This window comes from Uliginosibacterium sediminicola, from assembly GCF_039631295.1.
In the GTDB taxonomy this organism is placed as follows: Bacteria; Pseudomonadota; Gammaproteobacteria; order Burkholderiales; family Rhodocyclaceae; genus Viridibacterium; species Viridibacterium sediminicola.
This window is the reverse complement of the sequence record NZ_JBDIVE010000011.1, coordinates 126611-149102: the sequence shown is the minus strand read 5'-3', so window position 1 is coordinate 149102 and position 22492 is coordinate 126611. Positions and strand designations below refer to the sequence as shown.

General features: G+C 64.0%; 21 protein-coding genes and 1 pseudogene. 15 read left to right on the top strand and 7 right to left on the bottom strand.

The features are described from left to right. Positions 1-315: 315 nt before the first annotated feature. The 5 genes and pseudogenes from ABDB84_RS17680 to ABDB84_RS17660 all read left to right on the top strand — a co-directional run. Positions 316-672, top strand: a pseudogene (locus ABDB84_RS17680) (class I SAM-dependent methyltransferase); the annotation flags it as partial. A 57-nt stretch (positions 673-729) separates the two neighbouring features. After that, positions 730-1260, top strand: coding sequence for a glycine cleavage system transcriptional repressor (locus tag ABDB84_RS17675; RefSeq protein ID WP_345921093.1), 531 nt, complete (start codon positions 730-732; stop codon positions 1258-1260). Between the two features lie 91 nt (positions 1261-1351). Continuing rightward, on the top strand, positions 1352-1876 hold the full coding sequence (locus tag ABDB84_RS17670; RefSeq protein ID WP_345921092.1) for a gamma carbonic anhydrase family protein: 525 nt from the start codon (positions 1352-1354) through the stop codon (positions 1874-1876). After that, complete coding sequence (gene dtd / locus ABDB84_RS17665) at positions 1876-2328, top strand: D-aminoacyl-tRNA deacylase (protein WP_345921091.1); 453 nt, start codon at positions 1876-1878, stop codon at positions 2326-2328. The genes ABDB84_RS17670 and dtd overlap by 1 nt, the downstream gene beginning before the upstream one ends. Beyond that, positions 2328-2855, top strand: a complete 528-nt coding sequence (locus tag ABDB84_RS17660) for a C40 family peptidase (RefSeq protein WP_345921090.1) — start codon at positions 2328-2330, stop codon at positions 2853-2855. Before dtd ends, ABDB84_RS17660 begins: the two co-directional genes overlap by 1 nt. Before the next feature lie 244 nt (positions 2856-3099). Here ABDB84_RS17660 and ABDB84_RS17655 read toward each other — a convergent pair whose 3' ends face one another. Further along, a complete protein-coding gene (locus ABDB84_RS17655) occupies positions 3100-3639 on the bottom strand; it encodes a peroxiredoxin (RefSeq protein WP_345921089.1) in 540 nt (179 codons plus the stop codon). A 73-nt stretch (positions 3640-3712) separates the two neighbouring features. Here ABDB84_RS17655 and ABDB84_RS17650 point away from each other — a divergent pair, with 73 nt between their 5' ends. From ABDB84_RS17650 to ABDB84_RS17625, 6 genes are all read left to right on the top strand, one after another. Beyond that, positions 3713-4369, top strand: coding sequence for an RluA family pseudouridine synthase (locus tag ABDB84_RS17650; protein WP_345921088.1), 657 nt, complete (start codon positions 3713-3715; stop codon positions 4367-4369). Between the two features lie 15 nt (positions 4370-4384). After that, positions 4385-4762 carry a cupin domain-containing protein gene (locus tag ABDB84_RS17645; protein ID WP_345921087.1) on the top strand — a complete coding sequence of 126 codons (378 nt, stop codon included), beginning with the start codon at positions 4385-4387 and terminating at the stop codon, positions 4760-4762. Further along, on the top strand, positions 4759-5265 hold the full coding sequence (locus ABDB84_RS17640; protein WP_345921086.1) for a DUF1993 domain-containing protein: 507 nt from the start codon (positions 4759-4761) through the stop codon (positions 5263-5265). Before ABDB84_RS17645 ends, ABDB84_RS17640 begins: the two co-directional genes overlap by 4 nt. Positions 5266-5268: 3 nt before the next feature. Beyond that, positions 5269-6267, top strand: coding sequence for a 2-hydroxyacid dehydrogenase (locus tag ABDB84_RS17635; RefSeq protein ID WP_345921085.1), 999 nt, complete (start codon positions 5269-5271; stop codon positions 6265-6267). Positions 6268-6285: 18 nt separating this feature from the next. Beyond that, positions 6286-6615 carry a nucleotide pyrophosphohydrolase gene (locus ABDB84_RS17630; RefSeq protein ID WP_345921084.1) on the top strand — a complete coding sequence of 110 codons (330 nt, stop codon included), beginning with the start codon at positions 6286-6288 and terminating at the stop codon, positions 6613-6615. Positions 6616-6716: 101 nt separating this feature from the next. Beyond that, on the top strand, positions 6717-7223 hold the full coding sequence (locus tag ABDB84_RS17625; protein WP_345921083.1) for a hypothetical protein: 507 nt from the start codon (positions 6717-6719) through the stop codon (positions 7221-7223). Positions 7224-7347: 124 nt separating this feature from the next. On the opposite strand, the gene purL is transcribed toward ABDB84_RS17625, so the two are convergent. After that, positions 7348-11289 carry a phosphoribosylformylglycinamidine synthase gene (gene purL / locus ABDB84_RS17620; RefSeq protein ID WP_345921082.1) on the bottom strand — a complete coding sequence of 1314 codons (3942 nt, stop codon included), beginning with the start codon at positions 11287-11289 and terminating at the stop codon, positions 7348-7350. 170 nt (positions 11290-11459) lie between these two features. Between purL and msrB the strand changes: the two genes are divergently transcribed. Continuing rightward, positions 11460-11855, top strand: a complete 396-nt coding sequence (msrB, locus tag ABDB84_RS17615; protein ID WP_345921081.1) for a peptide-methionine (R)-S-oxide reductase MsrB — start codon at positions 11460-11462, stop codon at positions 11853-11855. Positions 11856-12089: 234 nt separating this feature from the next. Here the strand turns inward: msrB and ABDB84_RS17610 are convergent, their stop codons facing one another. From ABDB84_RS17610 to ABDB84_RS17600, 3 genes are all read right to left on the bottom strand, one after another. Further along, positions 12090-12794: a DUF599 domain-containing protein gene (locus tag ABDB84_RS17610; RefSeq protein ID WP_345921080.1), complete on the bottom strand. Its 705-nt coding sequence runs from the start codon at positions 12792-12794 to the stop codon at positions 12090-12092. 211 nt (positions 12795-13005) lie between these two features. Next, a complete protein-coding gene (locus tag ABDB84_RS17605) occupies positions 13006-13935 on the bottom strand; it encodes an alpha/beta fold hydrolase (protein ID WP_428715104.1) in 930 nt (309 codons plus the stop codon). A 53-nt stretch (positions 13936-13988) separates the two neighbouring features. Next, positions 13989-16313, bottom strand: coding sequence for a DNA internalization-related competence protein ComEC/Rec2 (locus ABDB84_RS17600; RefSeq protein ID WP_345921079.1), 2325 nt, complete (start codon positions 16311-16313; stop codon positions 13989-13991). 144 nt (positions 16314-16457) lie between these two features. Here ABDB84_RS17600 and ABDB84_RS17595 point away from each other — a divergent pair, with 144 nt between their 5' ends. Continuing rightward, a complete protein-coding gene (locus ABDB84_RS17595; protein ID WP_345921078.1) occupies positions 16458-17501 on the top strand; it encodes a potassium channel family protein in 1044 nt (347 codons plus the stop codon). Here the strand turns inward: ABDB84_RS17595 and lolD are convergent. Both lolD and ABDB84_RS17585 read right to left on the bottom strand, forming a co-directional pair. After that, positions 17498-18178, bottom strand: a complete 681-nt coding sequence (gene lolD / locus ABDB84_RS17590) for a lipoprotein-releasing ABC transporter ATP-binding protein LolD (protein ID WP_345921077.1) — start codon at positions 18176-18178, stop codon at positions 17498-17500. The genes ABDB84_RS17595 and lolD overlap by 4 nt on opposite strands. Then, on the bottom strand, positions 18171-19430 hold the full coding sequence (locus ABDB84_RS17585) for a lipoprotein-releasing ABC transporter permease subunit (RefSeq protein WP_345921076.1): 1260 nt from the start codon (positions 19428-19430) through the stop codon (positions 18171-18173). Before ABDB84_RS17585 ends, lolD begins: the two co-directional genes overlap by 8 nt. 160 nt (positions 19431-19590) lie before the next feature. Here ABDB84_RS17585 and ABDB84_RS17580 point away from each other — a divergent pair, with 160 nt between their 5' ends. Beyond that, positions 19591-20622, top strand: coding sequence for a hypothetical protein (locus ABDB84_RS17580; RefSeq protein ID WP_345921075.1), 1032 nt, complete (start codon positions 19591-19593; stop codon positions 20620-20622). 123 nt (positions 20623-20745) lie between these two features. Beyond that, a complete protein-coding gene (recJ, locus tag ABDB84_RS17575; RefSeq protein WP_345921074.1) occupies positions 20746-22440 on the top strand; it encodes a single-stranded-DNA-specific exonuclease RecJ in 1695 nt (564 codons plus the stop codon). Positions 22441-22492: the final 52 nt, after the last annotated feature.

The window sequence follows — 22492 nt, the reverse complement described above, 5'->3', positions numbered from 1 at the left end:
CTACCGGTTTCTGGCGAAGCTATCTACTATGCGCTCTGTTCTGTTTGTTGTCCGTGCTTTGCCCCCGAGATGCGTAAACTGCCTGCCGAACGGTTCGCTGAACGTATCTAGAATGAGTGTTACATCATGGTGGTCCCAGAGTACCTTGAGCACAGGCCACGCTTAAATGCTAATTTTTTGATAGCGCTATTTGCAAACGCAAATGGATTGAGCTATCTCGATTATGGAGGTGGCACCGGAAGAATGAGTGAAATTTTGAGCGCGCTCTGATGGCAATCACAGAGCTTTGATCCATTTACAACAGCGACTTCAACTCCACCAACGCAAGCGATCTTTGATCTGATCACGGCCTTCGAGGTCTTCGAACATGTGCCTGACCCGCCTGGCTTGATGCGCCGTCTCAATAGCCTGCTCAAACCTGATGGCGTCATCGTGCTGTCGACCATGTTTTCCGATGGCTTCATCCAGCGCAATCGGCGCCTGGACTGGTGGTACGCGGCGCCGCGCAATGGACATATCAGCTTGTACTCGCGAGAGAGCCTGCGACGCCTGGTCGCCAGCGAGGGCTTTGTGCTGGGTAGTTTTTCGAATGTTTTTCACATGTTGTGGCGGGTTTCTACGCCCTTGCCGAGCTGGGCGCGCCATATTCAGGCCCAGCGCAATCCCGGCTGATCACACCCGCAAGCCTCTGCTCTGCTATGGTTGCGCTTTCTCAGCTCCAGTACAGATATGGTGACGACTCAGGATTTCGTATTGACCGCCATCGGCGCGGATCGCCCTGGCCTTGTTGAAGCACTCGCTGCCGTGATCGCGGCCGAGGGCGGCAGCTGGCAGGAGTCTTCGATGGCGCATCTGTCGGGCAAGTTTGTCGGTCTGGTGCGCGTGAGTGTGCCGGCCGCGCGTGCGGCCAGTTTGCAAGCCGCGCTGGAAGCTTTTACGCCCTTGCGTCTGGTGGTGGAGCCAGCGGCCCCCACCGCAGCGGCCGCGCCGGCCGTGCTCGGCTTCAGCCTGGAACTGGTTGGCCATGATCGCATCGGCATCGTGCGCGAGGTCTCGCAAGTGCTGGCGCAGCATGCGGTGAATGTGGAGTCGCTGGAGACTTTCACCTCGCAAGCGCCGATGTCGGGCGAGCAGCTGTTCCACGCCCAGGCTCATCTGCGCGCCGCCGCCACGCTGGATGTGGCGGCTTTGCAGGCTGCGCTGGAGAGCCTGTCCAACGAATTGCAGGTCGACATCGTGTTCGACCACACGGGGGCTTGATCTCGTGCCTGCGGGTCGGCGAGCCACTGCTGTTATGATTTGAGCCTCATCGCGGGCCAGCCTTGGCCTCGCGCTTTTCAGGAATGCTTAGATGGCTGTATTTGAACTCAATGACCGCGTCCCGGAACTCGGCGAAGGCGTCTGGATTGCCGACAATGCCACGGTGCTGGGCAGCGTCAAACTCGGGCGACGGGTCAGCGTGTGGTTTGGTGCCGTGCTGCGCGGTGACAATGACCCCATCGTGGTCGGCGACGGTAGCAATATCCAGGACGGTTCGATCCTGCATACCGATGATGGCGTGCCGCTGACCATCGGCGAGAACGTGACGGTCGGCCACATGGCCGTGCTGCATGGCTGTACGGTGGGCGACGGTTCGCTGGTCGGCATCAATGCCGTCGTCCTCAACGGCGCGGTGATCGGCAAGAGCTGCCTGATCGGCGCCAACTGCCTGATCCCGGAAAACAAGGTGATTCCGGATCGCTCCCTGGTGGTCGGCACGCCCGGCCGCATCATCCGCCAGCTCAGCGACGAGGAAGTGGCCGGCCTGCAACGCAGCGCCGAAAACTACATGGAAAACGCTGCGCGCTTCAGCCAGGGCTTGATGCGGATCGCCTGATGATCGCTTTGATCCAGCGCGTCAGCGAAGCTTCGGTGCGCGTCGAAGGCGAGCTTGTTGGCCAGATCGGTCCGGGTCTGCTGGCGCTGATCGGCATTCAGCGCGAAGACAGCGCCGACAAGATCCCCCGCCTGCTCGACAAGATGCTCAATTACCGCGTCTTCCCCGATGAGGCGCGGCGCATGAATCGCTCCCTGCGCGATATAGGCGGCAACGCGGGCGGTGGCGGCCTGCTGCTGGTGTCGCAATTCACCCTGGCGGCCGATACCAGCAAGGGCACGCGACCGGGCTTCAGCCCGGCAGCCGAGCCGGTGCTGGCGGCCAAGCTGTTCGATGATCTGCTGAGCGCGGCGCGCCAAGCGCATCCGCAGGTGGCGGCAGGCCGCTTCGGCGCCGACATGCAGGTACAGCTGATCAACGACGGGCCGGTCACCTTCTGGTTGGAGGTCTGATGCAGGCCTGGCGCGCTGGCCTGCTGATCCTCGCCGTGTCCTGCCTGTGCAGTTGCGGCAGCACGCCCAGCAAAGCCCCCGCTACGCCCACTACACCTGCGCCCCCTGCAGCACGTGCGCCCTCGACAGCCAGCTTCCGCCTGGCCACACCCGAGCAAGCCAATGAGATTGTGCTGTTCGCGCTGAGCCTGATGGATACCGGCTACCGCTTCGGCGGCAAGAATCCTGAAGCCGGCCTCGATTGCAGCGGCATGGTCAGCTACATCGTCGAGCAGGTCGCGGGCAAGCGTCTGCCGCACAATGCGGCGCAGATTGCCGCCATCACCCAGCCGGTCGAGCGCAGCAGCCTGCGCCCGGCGGATCTGGTGTTCTTCAATACCAGCGGTAAAACCTATTCGCACATGGGCATCTATCTGGGCGAAGGCCGCTTCATCCACGCGCCCTCGACGCGCGGCAGTGTGCGCATCGAGCGGCTCGACAGCAGCTATTTCGCGGCACGTTACACGGGGGCGCGTAGCCTGTTCTGAGAAGCTGTTCCCAAGATCAGCCATAGCAAGATCTCAGATGGCGGTCTTTGACGCGAAGGACGCCAAGAAAAGCGAAGTTGCGCGAAGAATTCAATCACCGGACACTCTTGAGCGTGTTCCTCAGTGCAAGGTCCTTTGTCTTTCTTCGCGCCCTGTGCGTCCTTCGCGTCAGCAATGCAGCGCTTGATCGCCGCCACGAACAACAAAGTTCATGAACTACCTCTGCACGCGCTAGTTGTTGGCGCTATTTGCCAGCAATCAGCGCGCGCAGATCGCTCAAGACCTGGGCCGCATGGGTATCCGGATCGACCTTGGTGTAGGCCTTGCGCACCACGCCTTGCGGATCGATGAGGAAGGTCTCGCGCTTGGCGAATTTGAGCAGCTTCCAGTCCGACAAGGCGCCATAGCGTGCGGCAACCGTGCCATCGACATCGGCCAGCAAGGGGAACGGTAGCTGGTGCTTGTCGGCAAAGGCGCGGTGCGAGCTGCTGTCGTCAATGCTGACGCCCACCACTTGCGCGCCGAGGCTGCTGATCAGCGCCTGTCCATCGCGAAAGCTGCAGGCTTCGGTGGTGCAGCCGGGGGAATCATCCTTGGGGTAGAAATACAGCACCAGCCACTTGCCGCGAAAATCCGCGAGCTTGCGCACCTCGCCGTGCTGGTCACGCAGATTGAAGTCGGGCGCACGCGTGCCCGGCACGGGCGCTGAGTCGGCGTAGGCATTGATCGACAAAGCCAGCGCAACAAAGGCCAGCCAGCTGAAAAGATACGATCTGCGTTTCATCTCACACGTCCTTCCGGCATCATTGCAGTCTCTGCAAACATTGCAGGGTCCCGAATATTCCCGCGAGCTTCATTTGAACACAGTCTGCACTCAGGGTTCCAACACGCTCGACATCCTGTTCAGCGACGATACGCTGGTAGTCAGCAACAAGCCTTCCGGCCTGCTCTCGGTGCCCGGCCGCGGGCCGGACAAGCAAGATTGCATGGTCGCCCGCGTGCAAGCGCGCTTTAGCGACGCACTGACGGTGCACCGCCTCGACATGGAGACCTCCGGCATCCTCTTGTTCGCCCGTGGCGCAGCCATGCAGCGCGCGCTGAGCGTCGCCTTCCAGGAGCGGCAGACCGAGAAGCGCTACGTCGCCCTGGTCGATGGCGAGCTGGCGCAGCCGGAAGGAGAAATCGACCTGCCACTGATCGCCGACTGGCCCAACCGGCCGCGCCAGATGGTCGATTACACCCTCGGCAAAGCCTCGCTGACGCGCTACCGCGTCGAACACATCGACCCGCTACGCAAGATCAGCCGCGTTGCACTCGCCCCGGTCACCGGCCGCTCGCACCAGCTGCGCGTGCATCTGATGTCGATCGGCCATGCCATTCTGGGCGATGCGCTGTACGCCAGCGAAGCGGTGCGCGCCCGTGCGCCGCGCTTGATGCTGCACGCCTGCAAGCTTGAATTCCGCCATCCGCTCAGCGCAGAGTGGCTGAGTTTCGAGAGTCCCGCGCCGTTCTGAAACCAGGAGTCTGTTTTGATCTACCGTCACACCGAGATGCACAGCGAAACGCGCCAGGCCGTACACGGCGGCGAGGGCGATGTCTCGCTGCGCTACCTGATGCCGCGCAACAGCGCGCCGAACCTGCGCCTGCTCACCTGGATGACGGTACCGCCCGGCGCCACCGTCGGCTTGCATCAGCATAGGCTGGAGACCGAGTACTATCTGCTCACCAGCGGCCAGGTACGCGTCAATGACAATGGCAGCTGGTCAGCGATGCAGCCCGGCGACTTGCTGCAGACGGCCAGCGGCGAAGGCCACGCCCTCGAAAATACCGGTGACGAAGCTGCCCAGCTGCTGGTCTTCGTCGTCACCCATGCCGCACACCCCCTCAACACAGGAGTTACACCATGAGCCTCAGCATGTACCAGGCCTTCATTCCGCCGGCGATCCGCGCCCTGAACAATCTTGCCGCCATTGTCGACAAGATCGCTGCGCATGCCGAGGCACGCAAGATCGCCCCGGAAGTGCTGATCGGCGCACGCCTGTTCCCCGACATGCTGCCCTTCGTCAAGCAGATCCAGATTGCCTCCGACACCGTCAAGGGCGGCGCGGCGCGACTGGCTGGCGTCGAGGCCCCGGTCTTCGTCGACGATGAAGCGAGCTTTGCCGAGCTGCAGGCGCGCATCCAGAAAACCATTGCCTATCTGCAGAGCTTCAAGCCCGAGCAGATCGATGGCAGCGAAGACAAGGACATCACCGTGGCGATGCGCAGCGGCGATCTGCATTTCAAGGGCCAGGCCTATTTGCTCGGCTTTGTGATCCCCAATCTCTACTTCCATATCAGCACTGCCTACGCCATCGCGCGCAGCAATGGTGTCGAACTGGGCAAGCGCGATTTTCTCGGCAAGGAGTAAGCCATGCGCATCGCCGTATTCGACACCCATCCTTACGACGAACAGGCGCTGAACGCCGCCAACCTCGATGGAGCGCACACGCTGGAGTTTTTCGAAGAGCGCCTGCACGACAAAACGGTCGAACTTGCGCACGGCTTCGATGCGGTCTGTCCCTTCGTCAATTGCCGCCTGACCGAGCCGGTCCTGCAGCGTTTGCAGCAGATCGGCGTGAAGATCGTGCTGCTGCGCGCCGCCGGCTTCAACGGCATCGACATCGCAGCGGCCGAGCGTCTGGGCATTTGCGTGGCACGCGTGCCGGCTTACTCGCCCGATGCGGTGGCCGAACACTGCTTTGCCCTGCTGCTCACACTGGTACGCAAAACGCATCGCGCCTACAACCGGGTGCGCGAGCAGAATTTTTCGCTCGACGGTCTGGAGGGCTTCAACCTGCACGGCAAGACCTTCGGCGCGCTCGGCGCAGGCCGCATTGGCCAGTGCGCGATGCGCATCGCCAAGGGCTTCGGCTGCTCGGTACTGGCGTATGACCCGTACGAGAATCAGCAGATCGCCAAAGAAGTGGGCTTCGAGTACGTCACGCTGGAACGCCTGCTCGAAGAGTCGGATGTCATTTCCCTGCATCTGCCGCTCTCCGGGCAGACCCACCACATCATCGATGCGGCAGCACTTGCGCGCACGCGCCGCGGCGTGATCATCATCAACACCAGCCGTGGCGGCCTGATCGATTCACAAGCGCTGATCGACGCGCTGAAGACCGGCCAGGTCGGCGGCGTCGGTCTCGATGTCTATGAGATGGAGGAAGGCGTGTTCTTCCACGATCTCTCCGACCGCCCGCTGCAGGACGACACCCTGGCGCGCCTGATGATCTTCCCGAATGTGCTGATCACCTCGCACCAGGGCTTCCTCACCCGCGAAGCGCTGCACGCGATTGCCACCACCACCCTGGGCAATGCGGCCAGCTTCGAGCGCGGCGAGCCCCTCATCAACCAGGTCAAGACCAGCTGAGCGAGACAGCACATCATCATGAGCAAACTCATCGACACCGCAGCCCTGCAAGCGGCCCTGCAGGAATTCGCCGATCAACGTGACTGGGACCGTTTCCACAACCCACGCAACCTGATCCTCGCGCTGACCGGCGAAGTCGGCGAGCTGGCCGAGATTTTCCAGTGGATCAGCGACCAGGATGCCGAACAGATCATGCTGAGCGACAAGGCCGAGCATGTGCGCCAGGAAGTCTCCGACGTGCTGCTCTACCTGATGCGTCTGGTGATGGTGCTGGACATCGATCTGGATGCGGCGGTGAAAGCCAAGATGGCGATGAATGCCATCAAGTACCCGCCCAAGCATTCTTGATTTTTGGCCTACGCAGAGATGTAAATCAAACGCCTGAGATACATCGCTACGGCATAATCCTGCCTGCAGACTTATAACAAGCAACAGGAGACATACGGCGTATGCGTTACCCACAACTGGCAGCCATGCTGCTCTCGCTCGCAGGATGTACAGGACTACTCAACTATGGCCAGGACTACAGCGAACCGCAGGGCGGCGCACAGGCCAAGATTCGCATCAGCAGCAATGGCGAAGTGCGGCTGATCCCCAACAGTAACTGCATTAGCTATACCCGTGAGGGTGCTGGCCTCGTTGTATCCAACCGCTTCAGTGTGAGTGGCCCGCCCAAGCTTCAGGGACAGAGTCTGGAGATGAAGGGCAAAGCGCCTGAGAAGATGAAATCCGCCGAAGTGCGCGTCGCGGCAGGCCAGCCCCTCACCGTCGCATTCAGTAGTCTTACGCCTGGTCAGGCAAGCTGCGATTACTCATACACCCTGCTCCCCAAGGCCAACGAGGAATATCAGGTCACCGTCTGGCATGATCTGGACGCAGGCTACTGTCGCTTCGAGCCCAGCTCCTTGAGCAACCCGCAGCAACGCGTCGTGTCACACCAAGCGGAACAATGCTAGACATAAACGTACTCTGAGACGCCAAAGCGCGTTCCAGACACCAAGGGCCGCCAGGCGCAATCCTTGAGATTGTCCTGGCGGCCCTTGTTTTAGCGCGCGCCCTGCGCGCCCGCAGCGCCTTGAATCAGCCCAGCCACACCCGCGCATTGCGGAACATGCGCATCCACGGCGAATCCTCGCCGAGGCTGGCAGGCGCCCAGCTCATCTGCACCGTGCGGCGGCAGCGTTCCGGGTGCGGCATCATGATCGTGAAGCGACCATCCGCCGTCGTCAGTGCGGTGATGCCATCAGGCGAGCCATTCGGATTGGCCGGATAAGTCTTGGCCACCGAACCATCATTGGCGATGAAGCGTGCCGCCACCATGGCCTGAGCCTGCGCGGCGGCATCGGCGAACACCGCACGGCCCTCGCCGTGACTGACGACGATGGGCATGCGACTGCCGGCCATGCCCTGGAACAGGATCGACGGCGACTCCAGCACTTCGACCAGCGCGGTGCGCGCCTCGAACTGCTCGCTCTGGTTGCGCTGGAAGCGCGGCCAATGCTCGGCGCCGGGGATGATCTCGGCCAGATTGCTCATCATCTGGCAACCATTGCAGACGCCCAGCGCAAAGGTGTCACTACGCGCGAAGAAGGCAGCGAACTGCTCGCGCAGCTTGTCATTGAAGAGAATGGACTTGGCCCAGCCCTGACCGGCGCCGAGCACATCGCCATACGAGAAGCCACCACAGGCGGCGAGGCCGTTGAAGTCGGCCAGCTGCACGCGGCCCGTCATCAGGTCGGACATGTGCACGTCATACGGCGCGAAGCCTGCAGCCTCGAACGCAGAAGCCATCTCGTTCTGCGAATTGACGCCCTGCTCGCGCAGGATCACGACCTTGGGACGCGCCTTCGCGATGAAAGGAGCTGCGATGTCTTCCGCCGCATCAAAAGTCAGCGCGACCGACAGACCCGGATCGGCCTTGTCGGCGAGTGCGGCGAATTCCTGATCCGCGCTGGCCGCGTCATCACGGATACGTGCGATCTCGTGGCTGACTTCGCTCCAGATCTGCAGCAGTTCGTGCACGCCGGCTTCGAAAATCATCTTGGCATTGCGGCGGATGCGCAGATCGCCACGATCATTCGGGAAGCCGATGAAGTGCGTCTCGGCACCCAAGCCGGCGGCGCTCAGCATCTGCTGCACGCGATCACGGTCGGCACGGCGGATCTGAATCACGGCGCCCAGCTCTTCAGCGAACAGCGCGCCGAAGATGCGGTCATTGAAGCGGCCCTTGAGCAGGTCGGGGCGCTTTTCGCTGCCGTCCACATCGCTCATCAAATCGTCATAGCAGATTGAATCGAGTTCGATCGACAGACCGGTGCGCGCCGCAAAGGCCATCTCGGCGAGCGTCGCGAACAGGCCGCCATCCGAGCGGTCGTGGTAGGCGAGGATCAGCTCAGCTTGCTTGAGCGCGCTGATGCCTTTGAAGAAAGCGGTCAGCGTCGCTGCGTCGATGTCCGGCGCGTGCTCGCCGACCGAGTTGTAGGCTTGCGCGAGAATCGAGCCACCGAGGCGATGCTTCTGCTTGCCCAGGTCGATCAGCACCAGCTCGGTCTCGACGCCGGCTTCGATCTTCAGCTGCGGCGTCAGGGTCTTGCGGATGTCCTGCACCGGCGCGAAAGCGGTGGCGATCAGCGACAGCGGCGAGACCACGGCCTTGGCTTGATCGCCCTCGTTCCAGGTGGTGCGCATCGACAGCGAATCCTTGCCGACCGGAATCGACAAGCCCGTGGCGATACAGAATTCGGAGACAGCTTTAACCGTCTCGAACAGGCGCGCGTCTTCGCCCCGGTGGCCGGCAGCGGCCATCCAGTTGGCGGAGAGCTTCACATCGCCGATCTCGGCAACATCGGCGGCAAGCAGATTGGTCACCGCCTCGCCGATCGCCATGCGGCCCGAAGCGGCCGGGCTCACGCAGGCCAGCGGCGTGCGCTCGCCCATCGCGAAGGCTTCGCCGGTATAGCCGTGGAAGCTCATCGCCGTCACCGCCACGTCCGCCACCGGCGTTTGCCAGGGGCCGACCATCTGGTCACGCGCGGTGAGGCCGCCAACCGAGCGGTCACCGATGGTGATGAGGAAGGATTTGGACGCCACCGCCGGCATGCGCAGCACGCGCAGCGCAGCTTCCTTGACATCGATCGGCGTGACATCGAAGGGCGGCAGGAAGATCTGCCGCGTCGCGACATTGCGCGTCATCTTCGGCGGCTTGCCGAGCAGCACTTGCATGTCCATGTCGACGGCATGATTGCCGAAGTGGCTGTCGGTTACCTGCAGGCGACCATCATCGGTTGCCGTGCCGACCACCGCGAAGGGGCAGCGCTCGCGTTCGCAGAAGGCGCGGAACTGAGGCAGCGATTCCGGCGCAATGGCCAGCACGTAGCGCTCTTGCGATTCGTTCGACCAGATCTCGCGCGGGCTCATGCCCGGCTCTTCGATCTGGATATTGCGCAGCTCGAAGTGCGCGCCGAGGCCGGCGAAATCCGCCAGCTCGGGCATCGCGTTCGACAGACCGCCGGCGCCGACGTCATGCATGGCGAGGATGGGATTCTTGTCGCCCAGCTGCCAGCAGGCGTCGATGACTTCCTGTGCGCGGCGTTCGATTTCGGGGTTACCACGCTGCACCGAGGCGAAGTCCAGGTCAGCGGTGTTGGCGCCGGTCGCCATCGACGAAGCCGCGCCGCCGCCCAGGCCGATCAGCATGCCCGGCCCGCCGAGCTGGATCAGCAAGGTGCCGGCGGGGAATTTTTCCTTGAAGGACTGCTGCGCCTGGATACTGCCCAGACCGCCAGCGATCATGATCGGCTTGTGGTAGCCGCGCACCTCGCCCTGCACCTCCTGCTCGAAGGTGCGGAAGTAGCCGGCCAGATTCGGGCGGCCGAATTCGTTGTTGAAGGCGGCTGCGCCGAGCGGACCTTCGATCATGATGTCCAGCGCCGAGGCGATGCGCTCGGGCTTGCCATAAGCAACCGAGTCCTTCTCCCAGGGCTGCACGGCGCCGGGGATATTCAGGTTGGAGACCGAGAAACCAGCCAGGCCGGCCTTGGGACGCGAGCCGCGGCCGGTTGCGCCCTCATCGCGAATCTCGCCGCCCGCACCGGTCGAGGCGCCGGGAAAAGGCGAAATCGCTGTCGGGTGATTATGCGTTTCGACCTTGGCGAGGATGTGCGTGAGCTCCTTGCGGTAAGCCCACTTGCCGTCGGGCTCGGGATAGAAGCGGTCGATCTCGAAACCTTCGATCACCGAGGCATTGTCGGAATACGCGACCACGGTGCCTTGCGGATGCGCCTTGTGCGTATCGCGGATCTGCGCGAACAGGCTCTTGTCCTGCGGCACGCCGTCGATGATCCAGTCGGCATTGAAGATCTTGTGGCGGCAGTGCTCGGAGTTCGCCTGCGCGAACATCATCAGCTCAACGTCGGTCGGATTGCGGCCGACGCGCACGAAGTTCTCGACCAGGTAATCGATCTCGTCTTCCGACAGCGCCAGGCCCAGATCACTATTGGCGGCCACCAGCGCGGCGCGACCGCCAGCGATGATGTCCACCGTCGTCAGCGGCTGCGGCGCGTAATGCGCAAACAGCGCATCGGCCGCAGCCAGCGAATCGAGCACCGATTCGGTCATGCGGTCGTGAATCAGCGGCAGCACGGCCGCGCGCGCTGCGTCATCGAAACTCTTGATCTCCAGCGAGAACTGGATGCCACGCTCGATGCGCACGATCTTGTCGAAGCCACAGTTGTGGGCGATGTCGGTGGCTTTGGAGGACCACGGCGAGATGGTGCCCAGACGCGGCGTCACCAGCAGGGCAAGCCCCGCCGGCGCCAGCGCAGTCGCCGGATGCGCGGCCAGGAGATCGACCAGGCGGCTGCGCTCAAGGGGCGTCAGCGGCGCGCTGATCTCGACGAAATACCAGTGTTCGGCCACCACGGCCTTGACGCGGCTGCAAGCGGACTGGATGGAATCGGCAATACGGGAAGCGCGCACGGCGGAAAAAGCCGGTGCGCCACGAAGCTTGAGGATTTCGGACATCAGGATCTCTTGGTCGGGCCGCGGCGGGGTCTGGGGTGCCTCGCCGGAAAGGGCTGAATTTTAACGGATTTCAGCCGCCCTTTCGAGCCCGCCACAAGTTTGCTGTAATTGCCTGAGAGCTTTGGCCCCTGAATGCGGTCTAATACCCTCATCAGCAAGGAGAAACCACCATGTCACGTGAAGTCGATAAAACCCAGGCCGAGTGGCGCCAGGTCCTCACGCCTGAACAGTTCCGCGTCATGCGCCTGAAAGGCACCGAAGCGCCGTTTTCCGGCGAATACTGGAATGTCTGGGCGGACGGCAGCTATCACTGTGCCGGCTGCGGCGCCGAGCTGTTCCACTCCGACAGCAAGTTCGACGCTGGCTGCGGCTGGCCCAGCTTCTCGACGGCGGCCGCGCCGGAGAACATCGAATCGGTCGAAGACTACAGCCACGGCATGATCCGCACCGAAGTGCTGTGCCAGCAATGCGGCGCCCACCTGGGCCACGTCTTCGAAGACGGCCCCGAACCTACCGGCCTGCGCTACTGCATCAACTCGGTGTCGATCAAGCTGGAAAAAGAGTAGAGGCGCTTTTATTCATGAGGAAGTGATCAACCGCAGCCTTTTTTACCGCAAAGGACGCAAAGAAATGCAAAGCAAGGGCCGCAAAGGCAAAGCACTTCAGGCTCCCCTTTGCGTCCCTTCTTTTTTCTTCGCGTCCTTTGCGTTAGCGCCCGCAGGGCCCACTCGTCATTGAGCTCACCACGCGCTGCACCAGAGTCATCCTCAACAGTTTATGGGTATCTGCAAGCCGCCTTGTCACAAAGGATCGCGCAAGGCGCGCAGCACTTCCGAGTCGAACTCGCGCCGTGCCTGCACGAAGACGATCAGCGTGGTCGCCACGATGAAGACCCAGGGCGAGAGCATCCAGCCTAGAATCGCCATGCCGAAGTAATAGGCACGAATGCCGCGATTGAAATCATCGCCGGCGCAGGCATTTACTGCTGCAGCGCGGCGTGCAAAGACTTCCAGCTCGGCGGCATCGTGCTCCTTGGGCGGCACTGCGCCCATGATGATCGACAGCACATTGAATTCACGCAGCGACCAGGTGAATTTGAAATACGCCACGACGAACACCGTGATCAGCAAGAGCAGCTTGATCTCCAGCATCTCGCGGGTGATGGCGCGCGCGAAGGGCAGTTCCGACGCGGTGGTGACAAACTGGTCCAGCGCACCCAGCGTGGCGAACAGGCCGGCGATGATGTAGATCGAGGTGTTGGCGTAGAAAGACACGCTGTTGATGAGATTGTTCACCAGCGCGGCATCGACGATGCGGTTCTCGCGTACCAGCATCTGCCGCGCCCAGGCCAGACGCAGCGTATGCCCCTCGGCCAGCAAGGTCACATGACCACGCCAGCCGCGCTCGACCAGGCGCTCGTAACCGGCCCAGCAGAGAATGAACCACGCCAGCCCGACCCAATCGACCCAGCTGAATTTCACCAAGTATTGCGAGAAGAAGTTCATGTTTTTCTTAGAGGCTGTTCACGATCTATGCTTCGGCGATGGCAAGGTGTCTGAGCTGTGTCTTTGACACGCAGCACGCAAAGAACAGCAAAGGCGCGCCAAGGGCATCATGCCGAAAATCATCGCCTTGTAGTCCTTGGCGGACCTTGCCTTGTTTTCTTCGCGTCCTTCGCGTCAAAAACTCAAAACCCAAAAGACCATCAACAAGCGCTTAGGCCCTCAGCAGGAAGTCCCGCACGATAGCGATCTGCCCCGCATCCATCAAGACCGGGGCATGCCCGACTTGCGGTATCTCAACCAATTCTGCATGCGGCCCGCGCCGTGTCATTTCCTCGGCCGTGTCGCGACGCAAGAGGTCGGACAGCGCGCCGCGAATCAGCAAGGTCGGGCAGCGCACTGCATCGTAGATGGGCCAGATGTCGATGTCCGCCAGCAAGGGCGCCGCACGCAGCGCATCGCCGATGCCCGGGTCGTAACGCATCTTCCAGACCGCGCCCTCCTGCTTGATGGAGTGCTCGGTCAGCTGGCGCCACTGCGCATCGCTCAAATCGCCAAACTCGGCGCCCGCGGCGCGGATGTAGGCCTCGGCCGCCGCCGGACTGGGGAAGTCGGGCGCGCGGCCAACGTATTCACCGATGCGATTGACCGAGCTGGCGGTAATCAGCGGCCCCACGTCGTTGAGCACCAGCTTGCGGATCACGCTCGCCGGCTGCGCGGCCAGGCCCATGCCGATCAGCCCGCCCATCGAGGTGCCGACCCAATCAACCTGCTTGGCGCCGATCTGGCGCAGCAGCATCAGCATGTCGGCCGCGTACTGCGGCACCACGTAATCGAACTTGTTGTACAGCCAGTCGCTGTGACCACGGCCAACCACGTCGGGGCAGATGACGCGGTAGTGTGAGCTCAGCGCCTGCGCCAGGGCGTCGAAATCGCGCGCATTGCGCGTCAATCCGTGGGCGCAGATCAGCACGCGCGGATTATCCGCATCGCCCCACTCCACGCAGGACATGCGGTGCATGCCGCTCTTGCTGTAACAGCGCACATCCCAGCGCCGATGCGGCGGCGCGGCAACAGGCTGAACCGTCTGCGGCGGGCGGCGGCGGCGGAACAGCGAGCGGATGAAGTGGAGGATTTTTTTCATGCGACTTCCGGTGAGCGGGCGCTGCCGGCGCGATTGCGCGCCCGCCACAGCATTCAATGCCCTTGCCAGTATCGCGCACGCACTCCTCTTTCCCAAGCGACATGCGCCGCGCCATTGTCCTCGCCCAGCATGACAGCTCCGTGCAGGTCGGAGCGATACAGCGCGGCCCCGGTCGCGGCGTAGCGCGCCAGCACCTCGGGCGCCGGGTGGCGAAAGCGGTTGCGATAGCCGCTGGTGAAGATCACCTGCTGCGCCCCCACCGCCGCAATGAACGCCGGCTGCGAGGAAGTCTTGCTGCCGTGGTGCGGCGCCACCAGCACGCTGCTGCGCAGGGCGGCGGCATTCCAGGCCAGCAAGTCGGCTTCTGCCGGCGCTTCGATGTCGGCCGTCAGCAGCAGGCTCCAGCGCGCATCCGCGATGCGCAGCACGCAGGACTGATTATTGTCCTTGTCCAGCGCAGCCTTCTCCCCCGGATGCAGCACCTCAAAGCGCACGCCCTCCCACTCCCAGAACTCGCCACGCCGGCATGCATGCTGGCCGCCCGCGCGCTGCACGATGGGGCTTTGCGTCGGCAAGCTGCCCCACAACTCGGCTACCGGCAGCAAGCGCAACAAGGCCAGCGCGCCGCCGCTGTGATCGCTGTCGTCATGCGAGATGATCAGGCGATCCAGACGCCGCACACCGGCCGCGCGAAGATAGGGAAAGATCAGGCGCTCACCGCTGTCGCTCTCGGCCGAATACTGCGGCCCGGCATCGAACAGCAGATCGTGGCCAGCCGTCTGCACATGCACGGCCAGGCCCTGGCCGACATCCAACACCACGGCTGAAAAGCTGCCGGGCGGCGGGCGCGGCGGCGTCCAGCACAGCAGCGGCAGGCAGCAACTCATCACCGCGATGCGCCCCGGCAGCGCAGCCGGCAACAGCGCCCAGAATGCCGCCAAGACGCCCGCCGCCACCAGCCAGGCCGGCGGCGCAGCCTGCTGCCAGGTGGCCACCGGCAAGCTGGCCAGCCCGCTCAGAACCTGCATCAAAACCGTCAGCAGCCAGTGCGCCAGCTCGGCCAGGCTGGGCAGCGGCAACACGGCAAAAGCCAGGATCAGCGGCGTGACCAGGGCGCTGATCAGCGGAATGGCAATCGCATTGGCTAGCGGCGACACCAATGAAAACTGCTGGAACAGGCCCAACAGCACCGGCAGGCTCAGCACGATGATCGCCCACTGCGCACGCCATTGCGCCCACAGCCAGGCACGCCAGCCGACTGTCCGCAGCCCGGCCGCCAGGCCCACCCACAGCAAGGCCGCCACCGCGCCGAAAGACAGCCAGAAACCCGGCGACAGACCGGCCCAGGGGTCGTAGAGCAAGACCAGGCCAAGCCCCAGCGCCAGGCTGCGCCAGGCATCAGCCGTGCGGCCCAGCCACAGGCCGGCACACACCGCCAGCAACATGTACAGCGTGCGCTGCGCCGGCACGCCAAAGCCGGCCAGCAAGACATAGAAAGCCGCCGCCAGCGCGCCAGCGAGCAAGGCCGCCTTCTGCGCCGGCAGCCGCAGGCACAGCGCCGGCACGCGCGACCACAGGCGACGTGCCAGCCAGGCGATCAGCGCGGCAAACAGGGTGACGTGGCCGCCGGAAATCGACATCAAATGTGTCACCCCGGTCTGGCTGAACAAGCGCCATTGCGCGGCCGGCACCGCCGACTGGTCGCCCACCGCGAGCGCGCTCAACACGCCCCGCCACTGTCCCTCGGGCAGCGCCGCCTCGATGCGCTCGCGAATCTGCTGACGCATGCGCTGCAGACGCGGCCTGGCGCCCTCCGCCAGATCAGCCAGGCGCCGCGCCCCTCGTGGCCGCACGTAGCCGGCTGCGCGGATGCCGCGCTCGAACAGCCAGGCCTCGTAATCAAAACCATGCGGATTGCGGCTGCCGTGCGGGCGATGCAGACGCAGCGTGAGCTGCCACAACTCGCCAGCGCGCAAGGCCGGCAGCTCGCCGCCACGTCCGCCCTGCCCGCCGTACCAGCTGAGCAAGACGGTCTGCGGCACACCGGCAGGCGCCTGATGCAGGCGCAACACGAAGCGCCAGCCATAGGCAGTGCGCTCGGGCAGATCGGCAATCTCGCCGATGACAGGCAGATCCTGCCCTTCCAGCGCCAGCGCAAGGGCATCGTCCAGACGCAACTGGCTGCGCCACACCGCCCAGCTCAGGCCCAGGACGCAGGCCAGCAAGCCCAGCAGCAGCGGACGCATCCGCCCCAGCCTGCAGCAGGCCGCGCCAGCCAGCAGCGCGCTGGCCCACAGCAAGGGCGACAGCGCAGGCAGCTGCGAGAATTGCTGGCAGGCACAGACGCCCAGCGCAAAGGCGAGGATCAGGTAGCGCATGGGCCGATTTTATGCATGCCGATGGCGTAGCACGTCTGCCGCTGCCCTTCCAGACATGGCGCTCGGAATCGAGTCCCGCACCAAGGCTGCAGAGCATGCTAATGTGGCGCCCACCCAGTCGCCGCCGCACACACCGCTGTACCCATGAATCGAGCATCGACCCACCGTCCGATCCAGAGCGTCCAGCTCAAGCGCATCCTGCGGCGCATCTACGTCGCGCTGGGCGTGCTGCTGGCGATTGCCTTTGTCGGCACGCTGGGGTTTCGCATCATTGAAGGCCCAGAGGGCAGCCTGTCCGATGCGATTTACATGACCCTGATCACCATCACCACGGTCGGTTACGGCGAGGTGGTGCCTTTGCACACATTTGGCGAGCGCATGTTTGCCGGCTTCATTTCGCTGGTCGGCTTCGGCAACCTGACCTTCCTGTTTACCAGCCTGACCGTTTTCTTTCTCGAAAGCGATCTGGACCTGAGCTTGCGGAGACGTCGTATGGAAAAACAGATCAAGCGGCTCACCGGCCACTACATCGTCTGCGGCTTTGGCCGCGTCGGGCGCAATGTCGCCACCGAGCTGATCGCCACGCAGCGCAAGTTCGTCGCCATCGACCATGTCGAGACACAGATGGACACCCAGGCCGAGCGCTTTCCGGAGCTGGTCTTCCTGCATGGCGACGCCAGCGATGACGATCTGCTGGTCAGCGCCGGCATTGCCGAAGCGGCCGGCGTGTTCGCCGTCACCGGCGACGACAGCCGCAACCTGATGATCACGATCACCGCCAAGCAGCTCAACCCGCAGATCCGCGTCGTCGCGCGCTGTCACGAAGTGCGCAATATCGAAAAGCTGCGCAAGGCGGGTGCCAATGCCGTGGTGTCGCCGGATTTCACCGGCGGCATGCGCATTGCATCACTGATGCTGCGCCCGCATGTGGTCTCGTTCCTCGATGAAATGCTGCGCTCCGAGCACAGCGTGCGCGTCGAGGAAGTCGCCCTGCCCGCCGACTTCACTCCCTGTTCGCTCGGCAGCCTGGCGCTGAGCCATCCGGACTACGTGTTGATTGCGGTGCGCACCGGCAAGGACTGGATCTTCAACCCGCCGGCCGATTTCATCCTGCAGCCCAGCCATGCCGTGATCAGCATGGCCTCACCGAGCGGCCGCCTGGCGCTGGAGCAGGCGCTGCAGCGCTAGGCGGTCAGCAAGCGCCCGTCTTGCAGTTCGAGCACGCGGCTGGCGCGTTTGGCCAGTTCGTGGTCGTGGGTGACGACGACCAGGGAGGTATTCAGGCGCGCATTGAGTTCGAGCATCAGGCCGAAGATGCCGGCCGCGTTGCCGCGATCCAGATTGCCGGTCGGCTCGTCGGCGAGAATGCATTTGGGTTCGGTGACCAGGGCGCGGGCAATCGCCGCACGCTGGCGCTCACCGCCGGAGAGCTCGCCCGGACCGTGTTCCAGACGATGCCCCAAACCGACCGCTTCGAGCATCGCCGCGGCGCGCGCATGCGCTTCGCGCTTGGGCAGGCGGCGGATCAGCAGCGGCATGGCGACGTTTTCCAGCGCCGAGAATTCCGGCAGCAAGTGGTGAAACTGGTACACGAAACCCAGCGAGAGATTGCGCATGGTGCCGCGTTCGGCATCCGACAAGCTGCTCAGATCGCGGCCCATGATGGCGACGCTGCCCGAGCTGATCTCATCCAGTCCGCCCAGCAGGTGCAGCAAGGTGCTCTTGCCCGAACCCGAAGAGCCGACGATGGCCACCGTTTCGCCGGCCATGATCGACAGATCGATGCCGTGCAACACTTTCACCGCCGATTCGCCCTTGCCGTATTGCTTGCTCAGCGCCGAGCAGGACAGCACGACTTCACTCATAACGCAGCGCCTCCGCAGGATTGATGCGCGAAGCGCGCCAGCTTGGATAAAGCGTTGCCACCAGGGACAGCAGCAAGCAGACCGCGACCACACTCAGCACATCGCTCCACAGCAATTCGGAGGGCAGGCTGGAGATCTGATAGACATCGCGCGCCAGAATCTGGAAATGGAAGGTGCGCTCGATGAAGGGCACCACGGTATCGATATTGAGCGCCAGCAGCACGCCGACGCCAACGCCAACGCCCAGGCCGATGATGCCCATCAGCGCGCCCTGCACGACGAAGATGCGCATGATCGAACGCGGACTGGCACCCAGGGTGCGCAGGATGGCGATGTCGGCGCGCTTGTCCTGCACCGCCATGACCAGGGCCGAGACGATATTGAAAGCGGCTACCGCGACGATCAGGAGCAGGATGATGAACATCACGTTCTTCTCGATCTGCACGGCGCGGAAGAAATTGGCGTGGCTCAGGGTCCAGTCCGCGACATAAGCCTCCGGCATCTGCGGCGCCAGCTTGCGCGCCACCGCTGGCGCGTCGAACAGCTCGCTGAGCTTGAGGCGCACGCCGGAGACACCTTCGCCGAGCTGGAACAGGCGCTGCGCATCCTGGATGTTGAGCAGGGCCAGGCCGGCATCGTATTCATACATGCCTGCCTCGAAGATGCCGACAACGCGGAACTGCTTGACGCGCGGCAGCACCGCTGCGGGAGTAACCAGACCTTGCGGCGCGATCAGCGTCACCTTGTCGCCGGGCAGCACGCCCAGCGCACGCGCCAGATCAGAGCCAAGAATGACGCCGAACTCACCGGGCTTGAGGTCGCCCAGCTGGCCCGCTTTCATGAACTTGGCGAAGTCGGCCACCGCGTCTTCGAGTGCCGGATCGATGCCGCGCACGATGGCGCCGCGCACATTGGAATCCATTGCGAACATCGCCTGCGCCTGCACGAAGGGCGCAGCGGCGCGCACCTCGGGCTGCTTGCGCGCGATGTCGGCGTATTTCTGCCAGTCCTGCAGCTCGCCTTCGTAGGCATTGATCTGCACGTGCGAAGCCACGCCGAGAATGCGTGTGCGCAGCTCGCGCTGGAAACCGTTCATGACCGACAGCACGACGATCAGCGCAGCAACGCCCAGCGCAATCCCCGCCATCGACACGAAGGAAATGAACGAGACGAAGCCGCCGCCGGTGCGACGACGACGGGCGCGCACATAGCGCAGCCCAAGCAGTAATTCGAAATTGTCACGGAAGCTCATGGCGGGCTGCATGCTACACTGAGCCCGCTCGCAGCGCACGTTTGTACGCGGATTGTTGGCGCATCAGCCGCCCATGCGAAGCCCGTTTTTTCCTGCCCGGCATCCGTTTGCCAGATGCCTCGTCACTCCGCACTTCCTCGTCGTCAACCCGGTCCCTGCCATGTCTGCCCTCTATGCCATCCCCGGCCTGATCTGGCCCGCTGCGGGTCTGGAGCAAGCCATCACGGCCCAGCCCCTGCCCGGTTTATCTGCCCTGCTCAGTGCCGCCCAGATCAGCCGGCAAGCGCCGCAATCACTTGAATCCTGGCTGGCCGCGCAGTTTGGCGCCGAGCCGCAGACGCCCTGGGCCGCGCTGCGCCAGGTCAGCGAAAGCCCGGCGAATACCGATGGCGAGACGATCTGGGTCTGCGCCGATCCGGTCAGCCTGCGCCTGACGCGCGAATTCATGCTGCTCGATGGCGCCGATGTGCTCGACCTGCAAGCCGGCGAACTGCAGGCGCTGGAGCAAAGCCTCAACGAGAATTTCGCCGATGTCGGCCGCTTCAGTTTTTGCGCGGAGCGCGGCTATCTGGCGCTCGACGCCCGTCATGCCGACAAGCTGGCCAGCACGCTCAGCCCGCTGGCCGATGTGCTGGGCCGCCCGGTTGCCCATTTCCAGCCGCAAGGCGAGCAAGCCGCCTGGTGGTCGCGTCTGGCCAATGAACTGCAGGTGTTCTGCCACAACCACCCGGTCAACACCGCCCGCGAAGCACGCGGCGCCGCGCCGCTCAACGGCATCTGGCTGTGGGGCGCCGGCCGCCTGCCGGCCAAGCTCAAGGCACCGGCACGCAGCGTGGCCGGCCCGGCGCACCTGCTTGCCGGCCTGGCGCACTGCGCCGGCACCGCGCTGCAGAACAGCAACAGCTTGCACGCGGCCGACTGGATCGTCCTCGACGCACTCATCAAGCCGGCCCGCGAACGCGATCTGGATGCCTGGCTCAAGGCCTTGCAGCGCCTCGATGCACAAATCTTCCTGTCGCTCTCGCACAAGCTCAAGCAAGGCCAGCTCGACGCCGTGCAGATCATTGCGCCGGGCGACACCCAGCTGACGCAATTCGACATCCATCCGCGCCCGTTCTGGAAGTTCTGGCAGAAGCCGGCCAGCTTGGCGCAGATCGCCCACCTGCTCAGCGAAGACCCGGCGAAGCGCTGAGGCTGCGTTTTACCGAGACCCTGGCAGCACGCGTTAACATAGGGGCCAGGCAGCAGGCCCGCTCGCGCGCCCGCGCTGCGGCCTGCCCCGTTTACCGCCCCCAGTCCCAGAACAGCTATTCGCATGACCCGCATCCTCCAGCGCCCGGTTCCACAAGACATCGCCCGCCGCCTGCAAGCGGCTGGCCAATCGCCCCTGCTCGCCCGCCTCTACGCTGCGCGCGGCGTGGAACAGCCGGAGACGCTCAATTATGAGTTGGCCCGCCTGCTGCCACCGGCCGGCCTCAAGGGCATCGAGGCGGCGGCCCAGCTGCTGGCCGACGCGATTGAAGCCGAAGCGCGCATGCTGATCGTCGCCGATTACGACTGCGACGGCGCCACCGCCTGCGCCGTCGGCATCCGTGCGCTGCGCGCCATGGGCGGCCGCGTCGATTACCTGGTGCCGAATCGTTTCGAATACGGCTACGGCCTCACCCCGGCAATTGTCGAGCTGGCCGCCGGCATGCAACCGGAAGTGCTGATCACCGTCGACAACGGCATCGCCAGCATCGAGGGCGTGGCCGCCGCGCGCGCGCTGGGCATGACGGTCGTCGTCACCGATCACCACCTGCCCGGCGAAGCGCTGCCGGACGCGGATGTCATCGTCAATCCGAACCAGCCCGGCTGCAGCTTCGCGAGCAAACACATCGCCGGCGTCGGCGTGATGTTCTACGTCGCCATGGCAGTGCGCGCCGAGCTGCGCAGGCGCGGCTGGTTCGCCAATGGCCGCAGCGAACCCAAGCTGGCCGAGCTGCTCGACCTCGTCGCTCTGGGCACCGTGGCCGACGTGGTGCGGCTTGACGCCAATAACCGCATCCTCGTCAGTCAGGGCCTGCAGCGCATGCGCGCCGGCCACATGCACGCCGGTTTGCGTGCGCTGTTCGCCATCGCCGCGCGCGAACCGAGCCGCGCCAGCACCTTCGACATGGGTTTTGCGCTGGGCCCACGCCTGAACGCGGCCGGGCGCCTGACCGATATGTCATTGGGCATCGAGTGCCTGATCACCGATGATTTTGCGCGGGCGATGAACATCGCCAAGGAGCTTGACGAACTCAACCGCGCCCGGCGCGGCATCGAGGAAGAGATGAAAGATGCCGCGCTGATGCGCCTGGAATTCTCCGATCTGGGCGATCAGGCCGGCATCGCGCTGTACGAGGACGACTGGCATCAGGGCGTGATCGGCATCGTTGCGGGGCGCATCCGCGAACGCACGCACCGCCCGACGATTGCCTTTGCGCCCGCCAATAATGAGGAAATCAAGGGCTCGGGGCGCTCGATCCCGGCACTGCACATGCGCGATGCGCTGGACCTGATCTCCAAGCGCGAACCGGATCTGATCCTCAAGTTCGGCGGCCATGCCATGGCGGCCGGCCTGTCGCTGCGCGCCGCCGACTTCAAGCGCTTTGCGCGCGTCTTCAACGAAACGGTCAGCAGCCTGCTCACGCCCGCCGATCTGCAGCGCCAGATCGAAACCGATGGCGCGCTGGAAACTGCCTATATGTCGCTCGACACCGCACGCCAGCTCGACGCCGCGATCTGGGGCCAGGGCTTTGCCGCGCCGGTGTTCGACGATGTCTTCGAGGTCGAGAACCAGCGCATCCTCAAGGAGCGCCACCTCAAGCTGCGCCTGCGCAAAGGCGGCGCCAGCTTCGATGCGATTCAGTTCAATTGCGCCGAATCGGTCCCCAACCGGATTCGCGCCGCCTACAAGCTGTCGGTCAACGAGTACCAGGGCGTTGCCAGCGTACAGCTGATGCTGGAGCACTTCGAAGCGGCCTAAGCCCGCCACCCCGGCGCGCAAAATACGTTGCAAAGCGTATGGGCGAGCCCGG

Coding starts and splice junctions, on each gene's coding strand:
- ABDB84_RS17675 (WP_345921093.1), top strand. CDS start 730: ATGGTGACGACTCAGGATTTCGTATTGACCGCCATCGGCGCGGATCGC.
- ABDB84_RS17670 (WP_345921092.1), top strand. CDS start 1,352: ATGGCTGTATTTGAACTCAATGACCGCGTCCCGGAACTCGGCGAAGGC.
- dtd (WP_345921091.1), top strand. CDS start 1,876: ATGATCGCTTTGATCCAGCGCGTCAGCGAAGCTTCGGTGCGCGTCGAA.
- ABDB84_RS17660 (WP_345921090.1), top strand. CDS start 2,328: ATGCAGGCCTGGCGCGCTGGCCTGCTGATCCTCGCCGTGTCCTGCCTG.
- ABDB84_RS17655 (WP_345921089.1), bottom strand. CDS start 3,639: ATGAAACGCAGATCGTATCTTTTCAGCTGGCTGGCCTTTGTTGCGCTG.
- ABDB84_RS17640 (WP_345921086.1), top strand. CDS start 4,759: ATGAGCCTCAGCATGTACCAGGCCTTCATTCCGCCGGCGATCCGCGCC.
- ABDB84_RS17635 (WP_345921085.1), top strand. CDS start 5,269: ATGCGCATCGCCGTATTCGACACCCATCCTTACGACGAACAGGCGCTG.
- ABDB84_RS17630 (WP_345921084.1), top strand. CDS start 6,286: ATGAGCAAACTCATCGACACCGCAGCCCTGCAAGCGGCCCTGCAGGAA.
- ABDB84_RS17625 (WP_345921083.1), top strand. CDS start 6,717: ATGCGTTACCCACAACTGGCAGCCATGCTGCTCTCGCTCGCAGGATGT.
- purL (WP_345921082.1), bottom strand. CDS start 11,289: ATGTCCGAAATCCTCAAGCTTCGTGGCGCACCGGCTTTTTCCGCCGTG.
- msrB (WP_345921081.1), top strand. CDS start 11,460: ATGTCACGTGAAGTCGATAAAACCCAGGCCGAGTGGCGCCAGGTCCTC.
- ABDB84_RS17610 (WP_345921080.1), bottom strand. CDS start 12,794: ATGAACTTCTTCTCGCAATACTTGGTGAAATTCAGCTGGGTCGATTGG.
- ABDB84_RS17605 (WP_428715104.1), bottom strand. CDS start 13,935: ATGAAAAAAATCCTCCACTTCATCCGCTCGCTGTTCCGCCGCCGCCGC.
- ABDB84_RS17600 (WP_345921079.1), bottom strand. CDS start 16,313: ATGCGCTACCTGATCCTCGCCTTTGCGCTGGGCGTCTGTGCCTGCCAG.
- ABDB84_RS17595 (WP_345921078.1), top strand. CDS start 16,458: ATGAATCGAGCATCGACCCACCGTCCGATCCAGAGCGTCCAGCTCAAG.
- lolD (WP_345921077.1), bottom strand. CDS start 18,178: ATGAGTGAAGTCGTGCTGTCCTGCTCGGCGCTGAGCAAGCAATACGGC.
- ABDB84_RS17585 (WP_345921076.1), bottom strand. CDS start 19,430: ATGAGCTTCCGTGACAATTTCGAATTACTGCTTGGGCTGCGCTATGTG.
- ABDB84_RS17580 (WP_345921075.1), top strand. CDS start 19,591: ATGTCTGCCCTCTATGCCATCCCCGGCCTGATCTGGCCCGCTGCGGGT.
- recJ (WP_345921074.1), top strand. CDS start 20,746: ATGACCCGCATCCTCCAGCGCCCGGTTCCACAAGACATCGCCCGCCGC.